Origin of the sequence: Paraperibacillus marinus (assembly GCF_046237605.1) — a bacterium.
Taxonomy (GTDB): domain Bacteria; phylum Bacillota; class Bacilli; order Bacillales; family DSM-1321; genus Paraperibacillus; species Paraperibacillus marinus.
In genome coordinates, this window is the sequence record NZ_CP143542.1 from 1408252 (window position 1) to 1422870 (window position 14619).

15 protein-coding genes are annotated in these 14619 nt (G+C 47.0%); 14 read left to right on the plus strand and 1 reads right to left on the minus strand.

All coding sequences use genetic code 11. The features are described from left to right. The first annotated feature begins 1 nt into the window (after window position 1). From spoIIIAG to recN, 14 genes are all read left to right on the plus strand, one after another. Window positions 2-649, plus strand: a complete 648-nt coding sequence (spoIIIAG, locus tag V1498_RS07155; protein WP_409297846.1) for a stage III sporulation protein AG — start codon at window positions 2-4, stop codon at window positions 647-649. Window positions 650-672: 23 nt separating this feature from the next. Further along, complete coding sequence (locus V1498_RS07160) at window positions 673-1239, plus strand: SpoIIIAH-like family protein (protein WP_409297848.1); 567 nt, start codon at window positions 673-675, stop codon at window positions 1237-1239. Window positions 1240-1562: 323 nt separating this feature from the next. Further along, window positions 1563-2051 carry an acetyl-CoA carboxylase biotin carboxyl carrier protein gene (gene accB / locus V1498_RS07165; protein WP_409297850.1) on the plus strand — a complete coding sequence of 163 codons (489 nt, stop codon included), beginning with the start codon at window positions 1563-1565 and terminating at the stop codon, window positions 2049-2051. A 14-nt stretch (window positions 2052-2065) separates the two neighbouring features. Then, entirely contained in the window at window positions 2066-3418 is a 1353-nt protein-coding gene (accC, locus tag V1498_RS07170; RefSeq protein ID WP_409297851.1) for an acetyl-CoA carboxylase biotin carboxylase subunit, read from the plus strand. Window positions 3419-3440: 22 nt separating this feature from the next. Continuing rightward, on the plus strand, window positions 3441-3851 hold the full coding sequence (locus V1498_RS07175; RefSeq protein WP_409297853.1) for an Asp23/Gls24 family envelope stress response protein: 411 nt from the start codon (window positions 3441-3443) through the stop codon (window positions 3849-3851). Window positions 3852-4102: 251 nt separating this feature from the next. Next, on the plus strand, window positions 4103-4495 hold the full coding sequence (gene nusB, locus V1498_RS07180; RefSeq protein ID WP_409297854.1) for a transcription antitermination factor NusB: 393 nt from the start codon (window positions 4103-4105) through the stop codon (window positions 4493-4495). 39 nt (window positions 4496-4534) lie between these two features. Next, window positions 4535-5395: a bifunctional methylenetetrahydrofolate dehydrogenase/methenyltetrahydrofolate cyclohydrolase FolD gene (gene folD, locus V1498_RS07185; RefSeq protein WP_409297855.1), complete on the plus strand. Its 861-nt coding sequence runs from the start codon at window positions 4535-4537 to the stop codon at window positions 5393-5395. A 104-nt stretch (window positions 5396-5499) separates the two neighbouring features. Then, the gene (gene xseA, locus V1498_RS07190) at window positions 5500-6855 is read left to right on the plus strand and encodes an exodeoxyribonuclease VII large subunit (RefSeq protein WP_409297856.1); all 1356 of its coding nucleotides are present in this window, start codon (window positions 5500-5502) and stop codon (window positions 6853-6855) included. Continuing rightward, window positions 6848-7078: an exodeoxyribonuclease VII small subunit gene (gene xseB / locus V1498_RS07195; RefSeq protein WP_409297857.1), complete on the plus strand. Its 231-nt coding sequence runs from the start codon at window positions 6848-6850 to the stop codon at window positions 7076-7078. Before xseA ends, xseB begins: the two co-directional genes overlap by 8 nt. A gap of 15 nt (window positions 7079-7093) precedes the next feature. Next, window positions 7094-7975 (plus strand): polyprenyl synthetase family protein, encoded by an 882-nt coding sequence (locus tag V1498_RS07200; protein ID WP_409299191.1) that lies wholly within the window; start codon window positions 7094-7096, stop codon window positions 7973-7975. Window positions 7976-8152: 177 nt separating this feature from the next. Further along, window positions 8153-10045, plus strand: a complete 1893-nt coding sequence (gene dxs, locus V1498_RS07205) for a 1-deoxy-D-xylulose-5-phosphate synthase (protein ID WP_409297858.1) — start codon at window positions 8153-8155, stop codon at window positions 10043-10045. Between the two features lie 3 nt (window positions 10046-10048). Continuing rightward, a complete protein-coding gene (locus V1498_RS07210) occupies window positions 10049-10894 on the plus strand; it encodes a TlyA family RNA methyltransferase (RefSeq protein WP_409297860.1) in 846 nt (281 codons plus the stop codon). Between the two features lie 236 nt (window positions 10895-11130). Next, window positions 11131-11580: a transcriptional regulator AhrC/ArgR gene (gene ahrC, locus V1498_RS07215; RefSeq protein ID WP_409289183.1), complete on the plus strand. Its 450-nt coding sequence runs from the start codon at window positions 11131-11133 to the stop codon at window positions 11578-11580. A gap of 18 nt (window positions 11581-11598) precedes the next feature. Continuing rightward, the gene (gene recN / locus V1498_RS07220; RefSeq protein WP_409297862.1) at window positions 11599-13305 is read left to right on the plus strand and encodes a DNA repair protein RecN; all 1707 of its coding nucleotides are present in this window, start codon (window positions 11599-11601) and stop codon (window positions 13303-13305) included. A 170-nt stretch (window positions 13306-13475) separates the two neighbouring features. Here the strand turns inward: recN and V1498_RS07225 are convergent, their stop codons facing one another. Further along, entirely contained in the window at window positions 13476-14267 is a 792-nt protein-coding gene (locus V1498_RS07225; protein ID WP_409297864.1) for a spore coat protein, read from the minus strand. Between the last annotated feature and the right edge of the window lie 352 nt (window positions 14268-14619).

A 14619-nucleotide genomic window follows, 5' to 3' on the forward strand; every position in this document is an offset into this window, starting at 1 on the left:
CATGAAAGGTGATAATAATCCTTTTTCGCTGCTGGCCAAGCTTCTGAAAAAGGGTAACGGACCCGGAAAACCTTCCAAGCATGCATACGTTCTAGTGGTCCTTGTTATAGGCATTGGGCTGATGATCTCAAGCAGCTTTCTTTCAAAGAGTCAAACAGGCACCGAGGGCAGCTCTGCCATCCCGGCTGCCGGGGATGTAAAAGAAGATGTGGCAGCATTCGGAATGAAGAGGGACAGTGGAAAAAAACTATTCACCGACTATGAAAAGCAATATGAGATGCTGCTGAAGGATGCACTTGAAGACGTAACGGGCATTGAGGATGTAACGGTAATGGTAAATGTTGAATCATCCGAAAAAAAGATTTTTGAAAAAAATAAAGTCACCCGCAGACAGACCACAAACGAAGAAGACCGTGACGGCGGAAAGCGCCAGGTTGAGGACTCATCCATCGATGAACAGCTGGTCATGACGAGAGACGGAGAAAAAGAAGTCCCGCTTGTCGTTCAGACAGAAAAACCATCGATACGGGGAGTGCTGGTCGTGGCGAAAGGCGCCGATAACATAGAAGTTAAAAAGTGGATACGTGAAGCCGTAACAAGGGTGCTTGATGTTTCCAGCCACCGTGTCTCAGTACTGGCCAAAAAATGACCGATAATAAAGGAGGATTATTCATGTTATTAAAGAAACAGACAGTATGGTTACTTACAATGTTAAGTTTAGTTGTGGTTCTATCCGTTTACTACATCACGACCCCGCAGAATCCGGCTGGCGACATGGCCGTTTCCGAAGGAAAAAAGAAGGAAGAGACCGCTAAGAAGCCGGCTGCTGCCAATGAAACGGCAGCCAAGGAAAAGGATACAAAGAGTAAATCGGTCATTACACCTGCCAATGATGAAGTGTTTGAAGCCATGAGGATGACCATAGAGGATGAGCGCAACAAGGAAAAAGAGGATCTGGCGGTAGGGATGACCGGCGATGTGACGTCGAAGGAGAAGGCTGAGGCATATGATAAAATTAAAAGCCTTGATGATCTGACAATGAAAGAAGGATTGCTCGAATCCCTGATCGTATCCATGAATTACGAAGGAGCCCTCGTCAAGATAGAAGGAAATGACGTCCATGTGACCGTAAAATCCAAAAAACAATCCAGTTCTGCAGCCAATGACATTATGAACGTCGTGAATGATGAACTTGGAAATGCTGCCAACGTTGTCGTACAATTTCAGCCGGAAAAATGAAACAGTTGAGAAGGGAAGGCCGGGCGGCCTTTCCTTTTTTCTTTCCAGGGAAGAGGGAGAGCCGGCAGGCCAAACTATAGATGGATTCATCGTCTAGATTATGGATAAAATTGTAAAGACAGCTTTCTGATTTAGGCAAACAGTGGAATTATAACGTTAATCAATGGTGGATATTGAATTTTGATGAGATATTATCGTATGATGTTAGTAGCTAGTCATAAATGCTGGCAGGAGTTACATAAAGATCTGCTGTTTTATTCAGCGCATGTGTTTTAGCAATGGATATGATACTATTAGCAAAAAGGACAAGGGGTGCTTAGGTTTTGAAGGTACAGGAAATTCGTGAGCTAATTAAATTGGTTGATCAATCCAGTTTGGATGAATTTGAATATGAAATGAACGGTGCAAAGCTGAAAATGAAAAAGAACAGCCCGGGTGGGGAAGGTGCGGTCATACAGCAGATTTTACCGGCTGAGACGGTCAGACAGGCCCCGGTCCAGCAGGCAGCTCCTGCGGCACCTGCTGAAGCAGCACCGGCAGCTGAGATCAAGCCTGAAGCGCCGGAAGAAAACTTACATAAAATCACTTCGCCGATGGTAGGAACATTCTATGTATCTCCATCCCCTGACCAGGATGCCTATGTCAAACAGGGATCTAAAGTGTCAAAAAGCAGTGTGGTCTGCATAGTAGAAGCCATGAAGCTCTTCAATGAAATTGAAGCTGAAGTGGATGGGGAGATTGTGGAGGTGCTGGTCAAGGACGGCCAGCTGGTTGAATACGGCCAGCCATTATTCTTAGTCAAGGCTGAATAAGGGAGCGTTTCAAAATGATAAAAAAGTTATTAGTTGCCAACAGGGGAGAAATTGCCGTCAGGGTCATCCGTGCCTGCAAGGAGCTCGGAATCGAAACGGTTGCTGTCTATTCCGAGGGAGACAGGGAGGGGCTGCATGTCCAGCTTGCAGATGAGGCATACTGCATCGGGCCGACAGCGTCCAAGGACAGCTATTTGAATTTCCCGAATATCATTTCTACAGCTACACTTACGGGAGCGGATGCCATTCACCCGGGTTATGGGTTCCTGGCAGAAAACTCTGCTTTTGCCGAACTATGCCGCGAGTGCAGCATCATCTTTGTCGGCCCGTCTCCGGAAGCCATTTCCAAGATGGGCACAAAGGATATAGCCAGGGAAACAATGAAAGAAGCTGGAGTGCCGATTGTTCCTGGTTCGCAAGGGATCGTCAAGGATGCCGATGACGCCCTTCAAATTTCCGAGAAGATCGGTTTTCCAGTCATCATCAAAGCAACAGCCGGCGGCGGCGGCAAGGGCATCCGGATCGCGCGGACGAAGGAAGAGCTTGTAAAAGGGATCCAGATCACCCAGCAAGAAGCCATGACAGCCTTCGGCAATCCTGGTGTTTATATTGAAAAATTTATTGAAGATTTCCGCCACGTGGAAATACAGGTGATGGCCGACAGCCACGGGAATGTCATCCATCTTGGTGAACGCGACTGTTCCATTCAGCGCCGCCTGCAAAAGCTGCTGGAGGAAACTCCTTCTCCCGCACTTGACAGCGACGTACGCGAACAGATGGGCCAGGCAGCTGTGAAGGCTGCACAGGCAGTAGACTATACAGGGGCCGGCACCATTGAATTCATATACGATTACCATGAACGCAAATTTTATTTCATGGAAATGAACACGCGTATCCAGGTTGAACACCCCGTAACCGAGATGGTCACAGGTGTGGATTTAATCAAGGAACAAATCAAAGTCGCATCAGGAGAGAAGCTGTCCCTCACACAGGAGGAAGTGACCTTCAAGGGCTGGGCGATTGAATGCCGCATCAATGCTGAAAATCCGGAGAAGAACTTTATGCCTTCAGCCGGAAAAATAGAAATGTACCTGCCTCCCGGCGGATTCGGTGTAAGGATTGATTCAGCCGCATATCCAGGGTATACCATCCCTCCCTATTACGACAGCATGATCGCAAAGGTGATTACCTATGGCGAAACTCGGGAAGAGGCTATTGAACGGATGAAAAGGGCATTATCTGAATTTGTAGTGGAAGGCATACATTCCACGATACCGTTCCACTTAAAGCTTCTTCAGCATGAGAAATTTGTCGAGGGTAACTTCAATACAAAGTTTCTTGAATTATATGATGTGATGAACTCATAATGAAGATACAGGAGGTGCTCACATGAGCGAAAATCAAACAACCCTTGAAATGAGCAACAGCGATAAAGGTTTCGGCAAGGTGGAAATCGCACCAGAGGTAATAGAAGTCATAGCAGGGATTGCGGCTCACGAAGTAGAGGGCGTCGCGAATATGCGTGGCAATTTTGCATCCGGGGTCGTGGAGAAGCTTGGCAAGAAAAATCACGGCAAGGGTGTCAGGGTCGACCTGAGCGAAGAAGGCATCAAAATCGATATATACTGCACCATGAAGTTTGGCGTATCCATACCTAGCGTTGCACAGGAAGTACAAGATAATATCAGGCAGGCACTGATCAACATGACTGCGCTTGAACCGGAAGAAGTGAATGTCCATATTGTAGGAATACAATTTGAGAATCAAAAGCCTGAAGCGGAGTACGATCAGGAAATGTAACCAAAGGCATTTTGTCTTTGGTTTTTTTCTTTTAGCTGATTTTAATAGGAATAGATTCTCTCTTCTTGGACTTTTGAAAATGTCCCAAAGGAACTTTTCATGATTTGATTCCCTGCGTATGGCATAATCTAAGAGAAGTCACGAGAGAATAGCATAACGAAATTTCTTAATATTTTACTCGACACTACCGTTTAATGTTCGTTTATGCTATTATCTTAATACATTAATTGAAAAAGCAAAGGAGCTACACAATGAAAAGAAGAACGGCTAGAGAAAAGGCTTTGCAGGCTCTTTTTCAAATAGAAGTAGGCAAGGCGGAAATTCAGGAAAGCCTTGAAAATGTTTTGGATGGAATGGAAAAGGACGAATATTTAGAATTTCTTGTAAATGGTACAACTGAAAGCATAGAGAGCATTGACGAAAAGATAAAAGCCCATCTTGAAAACTGGAAGATTGAACGGCTGGCGGCCATTGACCGCAATCTTTTGAGGCTTGCGGTATTTGAGATGACCTCATCAGAAGAAGTGCCGGTCAATGTAGTTCTGGATGAAGCAATTGAGATTGCCAAGACATTCGGGGATGATCAGTCCAGCAAGTTTGTCAATGCAGTTCTCTCTAAAGTAAAGGACGACCTGGGGAAGTAAGAGTCTTAAAAATATAGAGAATTGGAAGGGGAAGGTAACATGACTGCCGCTATTATCAATGGAAGAGAAATCGCTGCCGATATAAGAAAGAACCTCCAGGCTGAAGTGGAAGATCTAAAAAGCCGTCATGTAACACCGGGTCTGGCTGTAATTCTGGTCGGAAACAATCAGGCATCCCGGACCTACGTTTCAATGAAGGAAAAGGCATGCAAGGAGATGGGGATATATTCTGTTATGGTTGAGCTGCCTGAAGATGTGAGCCAGGAAGAACTCGCACAAAATATTGCAGCACTGAACGAAGACAGCCGGATTCACGGGATCCTGGTCCAGCTCCCCCTCCCGGCACATATTGATGAAACAGCCATCATTGAAACCATCTCTCCTGATAAGGATGTGGACGGCTTCCATCCGATCAATATCGGGAAGCTGATGACAAATCAAGAAACCTTTTACCCATGTACCCCTTTTGGCATCATGAAAATGGTGGAATATATCGGCATCAAGACTGAAGGCAGGCATGTGGTCGTAGTTGGGCGCAGCAATATTGTTGGAAAGCCGGCAGCCCAATTATTCCTCAATGCCAACGCAACGGTCACCCTCTGTCACTCAAGGACCCAAGACCTCGAATCATTTACGCGGCAGGCTGATATCCTGATTGCTGCTGTCGGGAAGCCCGGCCTGATTGAGGCCCGCCATATTAAAGAAGGAGCCGTCGTTATCGATGTTGCCATGAATCGCAACGAAGAGGGAAAGCTGTGCGGCGATGTGGACTTTGACAGTGTGAAGGAAAAAGCTGCATACATCACCCCGGTCCCGGGCGGGGTAGGGCCCATGACGATCACCATGCTTTTATTCAATACGGTGAAATCCGCAAAAATGGCGAACGGGATACCTTTATGACTTTTTAAGGCTTAAATGTTCAAAGAAGCTGTCTGCTTGTTTATAATAACAAATAGACAGCTTTTCTATTGAAGGCAAACGCCTTGATCAAAGGGAGTAATAAAATGAAACAGCCTATTTATTTAACCATAGGGGCTTTGACTAAATATATCAAAAGAAAATTTGATGCAGATCCTCATCTGCAGAATCTGTACATAAAAGGTGAAATCTCAAACCTTAAGCAGCATTCCAGCGGCCATATGTACTTTACGCTGAAGGACGATAAATCGAGGATCCTTGCCGTCATGTTCCAGACCTATTCTTCCGGAATGAAGTTCGTGCCTGAAAATGGAATGCATGTCCTCATCAAAGGGGATATCTCGGTATATGCTCCAAGCGGACAGTATCAGGTATATGTAAAGGAGATGGCACCTGACGGGATCGGGGAGCTTTATCTGGCATATGAACAGCTGAAGGCAAAGCTTGAGCAGGAAGGCCTTTTTCTCCCGAAACATAAAAAAGCGATTCCAGCCTATCCGGGAACGGTCGGCGTGATAACGTCCCCTACTGGTGCAGCTGTAAGGGATATCCTGATAACGCTGAAGAGGCGGTATCCGATCGCCAATATCATTATTTACCCGGCCCTCGTCCAGGGCGCCCAGGCTGCTGAATCCATCAAGCGGGCGATCGAAACTGCGAACAAGCGCAGCGAAGCGGATGTACTGATAGCGGGCAGGGGCGGCGGATCGATTGAAGAACTATGGGCATTCAATGAAGAAAAAGTAGTGAGGGCGGTCTTTTCATCAACCATTCCCATCATCTCGGCTGTCGGTCATGAAACGGACTTTACGATAACCGACTTTGCTGCAGATTTGAGGGCGCCGACTCCAACCGGAGCAGCAGAGCTTGCAGTGCCTCATCTGAATGAGATTTTGGAAAGGCTGATGGTTCAAAAAAACAAACTTGCCCGCGAAATGCGGCAGCTCCTCACCGATGGGCGGGTGCGCCTTACGCGGCTCGAGCGGTCCTATGCCTTCCGCTACCCAAAGAGGCTATACGAGCAAAAAACCGAACAGCTGGACAGAACAACGGAAAGGTTCACAAGGAGTTTTGAAAAATACTTTGCCTCAAAAAAAGATGAAATCGGCAGGCTTTCCAGCGCGCTGGAAAAGCGGAATCCGGAACAGATGCTGGCTGCAGCATCCTCGCGTCTTGAAGTACAGTCAAAAATGCTGCAGCGGCTGATGGACGGCATATATAAATCAAAGCAGCAGTCCTTCGGCCATCTGGCCGCAACGCTTGATGCACGAAGTCCGCTGAAGATCATGGAAAAGGGCTACAGCCTTGTTTATATTGAAGCAGACAGGCTCGTCAAAACCTCCGCTGATGTCAGTCCCGGAGATAAAATCCAGGTGAGGATGAAGGATGGAGAGCTGACTTGCCTTGTAGAAGATAAAAAGGAGAGACCAATAGATGAGTGATAAAGAACTAAGCTTTGAAGAAGCCATGGAAAATCTTGAGAAAATCGTCGAGCAGCTTGAAGACGGCGAAGTGCCGCTCGAAAAAGCAATTGCAATCTACAAGGAAGGCATGGATCTTTCCCGTATCTGCCACAAAAAATTAAGTTCCGTTGAAGAACAGCTGACTCAGATTCTGAAGGAAGATGGTGAACTCAGCACCTTCACTGCCGCTGAGGAGGAATAATACTTGAAAAATCCGATGCTCGAAGAATTCAGTTCAACATATAAGCGGCTGGTGGAAAAAGAAGCAGTCTCCCTTGTAGAGAGACTCTCTGCTCCGGCCGCTCTCAAGGAAGCGATGGTATACTCATTAAATGCGGGCGGGAAGAGGATCCGGCCCCTATTGGTGTTTGCTGTGCTCCATGCATTCGGGCACAATCCGGATAAAGGCTTGAAGCCGGCTGCCGCCATTGAAATGATACATACGTATTCATTAATCCATGATGACCTGCCGAGCATGGATGATGATGACCTGAGAAGGGGCAAGCCGACAAGTCATAAGGTATTCGGTGAAGCTAATGCCATACTTGCCGGAGATGCCCTGCTGACGCTGGCCTTTCAGGTGCTGACAGAGCTTCCTGCAGATGAAGCGTCCCCTGAGGCTGTCATTGCTCTGATTAGAGAGATATCCCGTGCGGCAGGAGCTGAAGGCATGGTGGGCGGCCAGACCGAGGATATCCTTGCTGAAGGAAAGGAGCTCGACCTTCCGGGACTTCAGCATATACATGAAAATAAGACAGGGAAACTCCTTTCGGCAAGTGTCCAGGCAGGTGCCATCCTCGCCGGGGGAAGTGAGGCCGAGAAGGAGCATCTGCATACCTTTTCGCATCATATCGGCTTAGCCTTTCAAATCCAGGATGATATCCTCGACATAGAGGGAACTGAAGAGAAAATAGGGAAGCCGGTAGGCAGTGATCTGAATAATCATAAAAATACGTATCCCGGCCTCCTGACTCTGGAGGGTGCCAAGCAAAAGCTTTCGGAGCATGCGGGTCTTGCCAAGCAGGCACTAAGCGCCACAGGGCTTGAGATTTCGCTGCTGCTGGAGCTGGCTGACCTCATAGCCTTGAGGGATCATTAACCCCTATTTGTAGTAAAATGTAGAAATATGCTATAATGATTGATAATCAATCAAACGATATAAGGATACAGAATCGCTGCCGTTATCACTTACGTGTTAGCGGCTTTTTTTCCAGGCAATTGTATATAATCAGATAAGCAAGCAAAACGAAACCGAAATGAAAGTGAGTGATCCAATTTGGATCTTCTATCAATACAGGACCCTTCATTCCTGAAGGATATGGATATCAGCGGGCTGGAGGACTTAAGTCAGGAAATACGGGATTTCTTAATTGAAAAGCTCTCTGTGACAGGCGGGCATATCGGCCCCAACCTTGGGGTGGTTGAATTAACGATTGCCCTGCACCGTGAGTTCAACAGCCCTGATGATAAAATCATCTGGGATGTGGGGCACCAGTCCTATGTCCATAAGATTCTAACAGGGCGTGCCTGCGAATTTGATACACTGCGCAAGCATAAAGGCCTCTGCGGCTTCCCGAAGAGGTCGGAGAGCAGCCATGATGTCTGGGAGACAGGCCATAGCTCCACCTCTCTCTCTGCGGCGATGGGAATGGCGATTGCACGCGACCTGAAGAAGGAAAAAAGCTATATCCTCCCTGTGATCGGCGATGGTGCCCTTACAGGCGGAATGGCGCTTGAAGCACTCAATCATATTGGCTCAGAGAAGAAGGACATGATTGTCATCCTGAACGACAATGAAATGTCCATTGCACCCAATGTAGGAGCCCTTCATAATGTCCTGGGCCGGCTTCGTACAGCAGGCAAGTATAACTGGGCCAAGGATGAGCTCGAAATGCTGCTGAAGAAAATCCCGGCAGTGGGCGGAAAGCTTGCTGCCACAGCTGAGCGGATTAAGGATACTGTGAAATACCTGCTTGTTTCCGGCATGTTCTTTGAAGAGCTGGGCTTTACATACCTGGGGCCTGTAGACGGACATGATTATGAATGCCTGATCGATCAGCTGCGGTATGCAAAGAAAACAAGCGGTCCGGTGCTCCTGCATGTTATCACGAAAAAAGGGAAGGGATATCACCCTGCTGAAAGCGACCGGATTGGCACTTGGCATGGAACAGGACCATATAAGATGGATACCGGGGCATTCGTCAAGCCTGCTTCTGCAGCTCCTTCCTGGAGCTCGCTTGTCAGTGAAACGGTGAGGCGCATGGCACGCGGGGACGATAGGATTGTCGCCATCACTCCGGCGATGCCGGTCGGCTCAAAGCTTGAGGGCTTTGCCGGCGAATTTCCAGACCGCATGTTTGATGTGGGCATCGCCGAGCAGCATGCCGCAACTGTTGCGGGAGGACTTGCCTCACAGAATATGAAACCGTTTCTGGCCATCTATTCTACCTTCCTTCAGAGGGCGTACGATCAGATGCTTCACGATATTTGCAGGCAGAACCTGAATGTTTTTATCGGCATCGACAGGGCGGGGCTTGTGGGCGCTGATGGCGAAACCCATCAGGGAGTTTTCGATATAGCGTTCCTGCGCCATATGCCGAATATGGTCCTCATGATGCCTAAGGATGAAAATGAAGGCCAGCACATGGTATATACTGCACTTACTTATGATGACGGCCCGATTGCGATGAGATATGCAAGGGGCAACGGTCTGGGCGTCCCGATGGATCAAGAATTAAAACCGATCCCTATCGGTACCTGGGAGGTCCTGAAGGATGGAACAGATGCCTGCATCCTGACATTCGGGACCACTATCGGAATGGCTCTGAAAGCAGCCAGCACCCTTGAGGGGCAGGGCTACTCAGTGAGAGTGGTAAATGCCAGGTTCATTAAACCTCTGGACGAGGATATGCTCATCCAGCTATTCAGGGATGAAATGCCGGTTTTAACTATTGAAGAGGCGGTCCTTCAGGGAGGTTTCGGCAGCGCAGTGCTCGAATTTGCACAGGAGCGGGGCTATCACTCGGCAGTGATTGACCGTATGGGAATTCCCGATCAATTCATCGAGCATGGCGATGTAGACAGCCTCCTAGAAGAAATTCATTTTACAGCGGAAGAAGCAGTGAAAAGGATTAAATCCATTTCACTAAAAAAACAAAAAAGGGCTTAATGCATGAAAATAAAAAAAGAACGACTTGATGTTCTGCTGGTGGAAAGAGGGCTGGCGGAAACCAGGGAAAAAGCAAAAAGGTCCATCATGGCAGGACTTGTTTATTCAAATGAACAAAGGCTTGATAAGCCTGGCGAAAAGATTCCGGCTGATGCCCCTCTCACGCTCAAGGGGAAAGTGATGCCCTATGTTTCGCGGGGAGGGCTGAAGCTCGAAAAGGCTTTGCAGGTTTTCGGACTGGATATGAAGGACAAAGTGCTCCTTGATATCGGTTCTTCAACCGGTGGATTTACTGATTGTGCACTTCAGAATGGTGCCAGGCTGTCCTATGCACTCGATGTAGGATATAACCAGCTGGCCTGGAAGCTTCGGCAGGATCCAAGGGTCATTGTTATGGAACGGACCAACTTCAGGTACGTCACTCCTGGGGACCTGGCCGGGGATATGCCCAATTTTGCATCGATTGACGTATCCTTTATATCTCTTACCTTGATACTTCCAGTATTGAAAACCCTGCTGCTGCCGGGAAGTGATGTAGCAGCCCTTGTTAAGCCGCAGTTTGAAGCCGGCAGGGAGCAGGTAGGGAAAAAGGGGATTGTCAGGGACAGCAAAGTGCATAAAGAGGTGCTGCAGAAAATTTCAGACTTTGCACTGGCACAAGGTTATGATGTTAAAGGGGCGTCTTTCTCGCCCATCACCGGTGGAGACGGGAACATTGAATTTCTGCTTCATTTGTACTGGGATGGACCTAAGGAGCAGGGAGAAATGAAAACAGGCCTTTCTCTTGACGAAATCGTCCTTAGCGCACATCAGACATTCAAGGAACAAAAAGAAAACAAGGATTTATGATAAAGCTGGCTTTAAGCGGGAATACTGCTGTCCGCCGGGCACTGTGTATTTGGCTCTGAATTCGAGAGAGGCAAAAATGCGGGAGTCCTGTCGACCAGGGGAATTCCCGCTAATGTGCCGGCTTTTTATTTGGAAGCAGTTTGGCTGTTTATAAATATGCACAGAAAGTTGTGCTTTTTGGGTAAAAACGCTAACATAACGGTATATAAGTATTAGTTGAGGGGTGCTCATACTGCATGAACAAAGGGCAGCGGCATATAAAAATAAGAGAAATCATAGCGAATAACGATATTGAAACCCAGGATGACCTTGTCGATGAACTGAAAGCAGGCGGCTATAATGTAACGCAGGCGACCGTTTCACGTGATATAAAAGAACTACATCTGGTTAAAGTACCGCTCATGGATGGGCGCTACAAATACAGCCTCCCAGCCGATCAGCGTTTCAACCCGCTGCAGAAGCTGAAGCGGAATCTGATGGATGCTTTTGTGCGCATCGACTCGGCAAGCCATCTTCTTGTCATGAAGACACTGCCCGGAAACGCACAGGCCATCGGTGCCTTGATGGATAACCTGGATTGGGAGGAAATCATGGGCACGATCTGTGGTGACGATACCTGCCTGATTATATGCAGGACACCTGAAGATACCGAAATCATCAAAAATCGATTTTTGGACATGCTCTAACAAAGTGGGGTGCAGAAATTGCTAGCGGAATTGTCGATTAAAAACTTTGCAATAATTGAAGCCCTTTCTGTTTCTTTCGAAAAGGGCTTGACTGTTTTGACCGGGGAGACTGGTGCGGGTAAGTCCATCATCATAGATGCCATTAGTCTCCTTGTAGGAGGGAGAGGCTCTTCTGAATTTGTCCGGCACGGAGAGACGAAGGCGGAGCTTGAGGGTCTGTTTCAGATTGATGACGAAAATCATCCCATTCATGCGAAAGCAGCGCAATTCGGCGTGGATATCAGCGATGGCATGGTTGTTCTCCGCAGGGATATATCAAGCTCAGGAAAAAGTGTCTGCCGGGTAAATGGCAAGCTTGTGACCATTGCGATTTTAAGGGAAATAGGCAGCTCGCTCATCGATATACACAGCCAGCATGAAAGCCAGGAGCTTATGGACCCGGATCACCACCTGCCTCTCCTCGATTATTTTGGGGGTGCTGAGATAAGAGATGCACTTCTGGAATATCAGGAATTGTATAAAAGATACGAAGCCAGTGCCAGACAGCTTAAGAGCCTGAATCAGGATGAGCAGCAGATGGCACACAGGCTGGATCTGATTCAATTTCAGTTCGATGAGATCAATAAGGCGGCGCTCCAGATCAAAGAGGATGATGAGCTTACAGAGGAAAAGCAGAAAATATCTAACTTTGAGAGGATCCATGAAGCTCTTCAGTCTGCCTATCATACACTTGGCGGGGAGCAGAGGGGCCTTGACTGGGTCGGCCAGGCTGTCAGCCAGCTTGAAGAAGCGGCATCACTCGATGAGGATTACAGCGGCATTCAGGAAAATGCAGCTAACAGTTTCTACATATTGGAGGATGTTGTTTCGTCCATCAGGAACCAGCTGGATTCCCTGGAATTTGATTCGGAACGCCTTGATTTCATTGAAAGCAGGCTTAATGAAATCAATGGCCTGAAACGAAAATACGGCAGGACTGTGGAAGATATTCTTGAGTATGCGGCCGGAATTGAAGAAGAAATCGAAACCATCCAAAATCGTGAAACGCATATCGCGAAAATTGAGAAGGAGCTGTCTTCCATCCGGAAAGACCTTCTGGTTGAAGCGAAGAATCTCTCCCAGCTCCGCCAAAAATATGCTAAAAAGCTCACTGTGCAGATTCACAAGGAACTGAAGGATTTATATATGGAGAAAACAGTTTTTGAAGTCCATTTTCATCATAAAGCATCCGGGCAGGATGGGCCTGAAGGAATTCAAAGAAGCGGAATGGATCATGTGGAATTTTACATTTCCACAAACCCCGGGGAGCCTTTGAAGCCGCTCGCGAAGATTGCATCAGGCGGGGAGCTTTCAAGGATCATCCTGGCACTGAAAAACATTTTTTCTGAACATCAGGGTGTCACCTCCATCATCTTTGATGAAGTGGATACCGGTGTCAGCGGCCGTGTGGCCCAGTCGATGGCTGAAAAGATATACAGAGTTTCCATTGGATCTCAGGTGCTCTGCATATCGCATCTGCCGCAGGTAGCTGCGATGGCCGATACCCATCTGTTCATCTCCAAGCAGACAAAGAGCGGGCGGACCAAGACAAAAGTCGATCCGCTGAGTGAAGAAGAAAAAATCAATGAAATCGGCCGGATGATTTCAGGCGTTGAAATCACAGAGCTGACCAAAGAACATGCAAAAGAACTGCTGCACCTGGCAAGCCAGATTAAAAGCGCCTGATTCAAAATTCTTTTTATTTTATGTAATGCAACAGCGGTTAAGCAAGTGAAAAAGCCTTTAAAGCATTGATAAACAGTGCTTTTTAAGGCTTTTTTTTTCGGCGTATGTTCATTGAAGCGGACTAATTCAAAATCCACCCGGATTACCGGGTGGATTCATAGTTTAGTCCATTATCTGCCGTAAGGCTGGCTGCCGTATGGTGCAGCTCCCTGACTGCCTGCAAAGCCCTGATTTCCTGTATGTGGGTACTGCTGGCGTCCTGTTTCCTGGTTGCCGCCATACAGCACGCTTTGCGAAGAGTTCACATTAAAATCTTGATTGCTTCCAGTGGGGCCATATGCTCCTTGTCCTTTAGACTGTCCAGAAAAGGCTTGGTTTTGACCCTGGCGCCCAAAATAGGTATTTTCCAATTCTTTCCCTGTAGGCACATAGCTGTGAAGGAAAGTTTTAGCTGTCTCGCTATTCATCTCTGGTACCTGGTACATTCCATTTTGATTCATGAATAAAAAGACTTCATAAGCCTGGTTTGCACAGGTTGCCGCACAATTTAAGAGCAGCTTTCTCAGGTTGGGATCGGCTGTTTCCAGAGTGGCCCACATAGAATTCTTTGCAGCATTTTTATGGCACAGCAGCATGCCTATTGCCACTTCCTTGTCACCCAGCTGATTCAATGAAGATTCTGGCTGCAGCGGCGGAGGGTTTTGAACACCATAATGTATCTGCTGAGGTTCAATTCCTCTTATATTTGTATTAGGGGAAATCGGGGTAAACCTATTATAATCATGGGTATATGCAAGCACTTCATTATATGAACGGATTTCTTCCTGCTGATGGCGTATGATCATATCGACTAATTGAGGATTTTTTGCCTGCTTCAAGTAGAAATTAAATTGATTAAGCATATTTACTTTTTCCATTAAACATTCATGTACTTCCATTGTTTCATGTGCTCCGAATGGCATAGAATCACTCCTTCAATTAACTTACAAGGAATATTATTTCCTTTGCTGGGCCAATCATGTAAGAAATAACATTCGAAGCTTTTTAACGTTCTCCCAATATTGGGCATTCTTTCTATTGTCCAGCAAGGCAGAGTCAACCATTTTTAACGATTTTAATGATGTCCATCCGATGCAGGTTGTGTTGATATTGCGAATGACTATCCATGGGTTCATTCATACCCTTTATTCTAATTTTACTTATTCGTCCCCCCAAAAGGAATGTGAACCATAACCTCATTCTTCTGAAATACCCGCTTGGTCATATTTCAAATACTATCCATAAACGGATAGCTTTTATTTTTGCTCCCGGTTA

What these genes read in the sequence shown, in the direction of transcription:
- spoIIIAG (WP_409297846.1), top strand. Translation starts at nt 2, where the DNA reads ATGAAAGGTGATAATAATCCTTTTTCGCTGCTGGCCAAGCTTCTGAAA.
- V1498_RS07160 (WP_409297848.1), top strand. Translation starts at nt 673, where the DNA reads ATGTTATTAAAGAAACAGACAGTATGGTTACTTACAATGTTAAGTTTA.
- accC (WP_409297851.1), top strand. Translation starts at nt 2,066, where the DNA reads ATGATAAAAAAGTTATTAGTTGCCAACAGGGGAGAAATTGCCGTCAGG.
- V1498_RS07175 (WP_409297853.1), top strand. Translation starts at nt 3,441, where the DNA reads ATGAGCGAAAATCAAACAACCCTTGAAATGAGCAACAGCGATAAAGGT.
- nusB (WP_409297854.1), top strand. Translation starts at nt 4,103, where the DNA reads ATGAAAAGAAGAACGGCTAGAGAAAAGGCTTTGCAGGCTCTTTTTCAA.
- folD (WP_409297855.1), top strand. Translation starts at nt 4,535, where the DNA reads ATGACTGCCGCTATTATCAATGGAAGAGAAATCGCTGCCGATATAAGA.
- xseA (WP_409297856.1), top strand. Translation starts at nt 5,500, where the DNA reads ATGAAACAGCCTATTTATTTAACCATAGGGGCTTTGACTAAATATATC.
- xseB (WP_409297857.1), top strand. Translation starts at nt 6,848, where the DNA reads ATGAGTGATAAAGAACTAAGCTTTGAAGAAGCCATGGAAAATCTTGAG.
- V1498_RS07200 (WP_409299191.1), top strand. Translation starts at nt 7,094, where the DNA reads ATGCTCGAAGAATTCAGTTCAACATATAAGCGGCTGGTGGAAAAAGAA.
- V1498_RS07210 (WP_409297860.1), top strand. Translation starts at nt 10,049, where the DNA reads ATGAAAATAAAAAAAGAACGACTTGATGTTCTGCTGGTGGAAAGAGGG.
- ahrC (WP_409289183.1), top strand. Translation starts at nt 11,131, where the DNA reads ATGAACAAAGGGCAGCGGCATATAAAAATAAGAGAAATCATAGCGAAT.
- V1498_RS07225 (WP_409297864.1), bottom strand. Translation starts at nt 14,267, where the DNA reads ATGCCATTCGGAGCACATGAAACAATGGAAGTACATGAATGTTTAATG.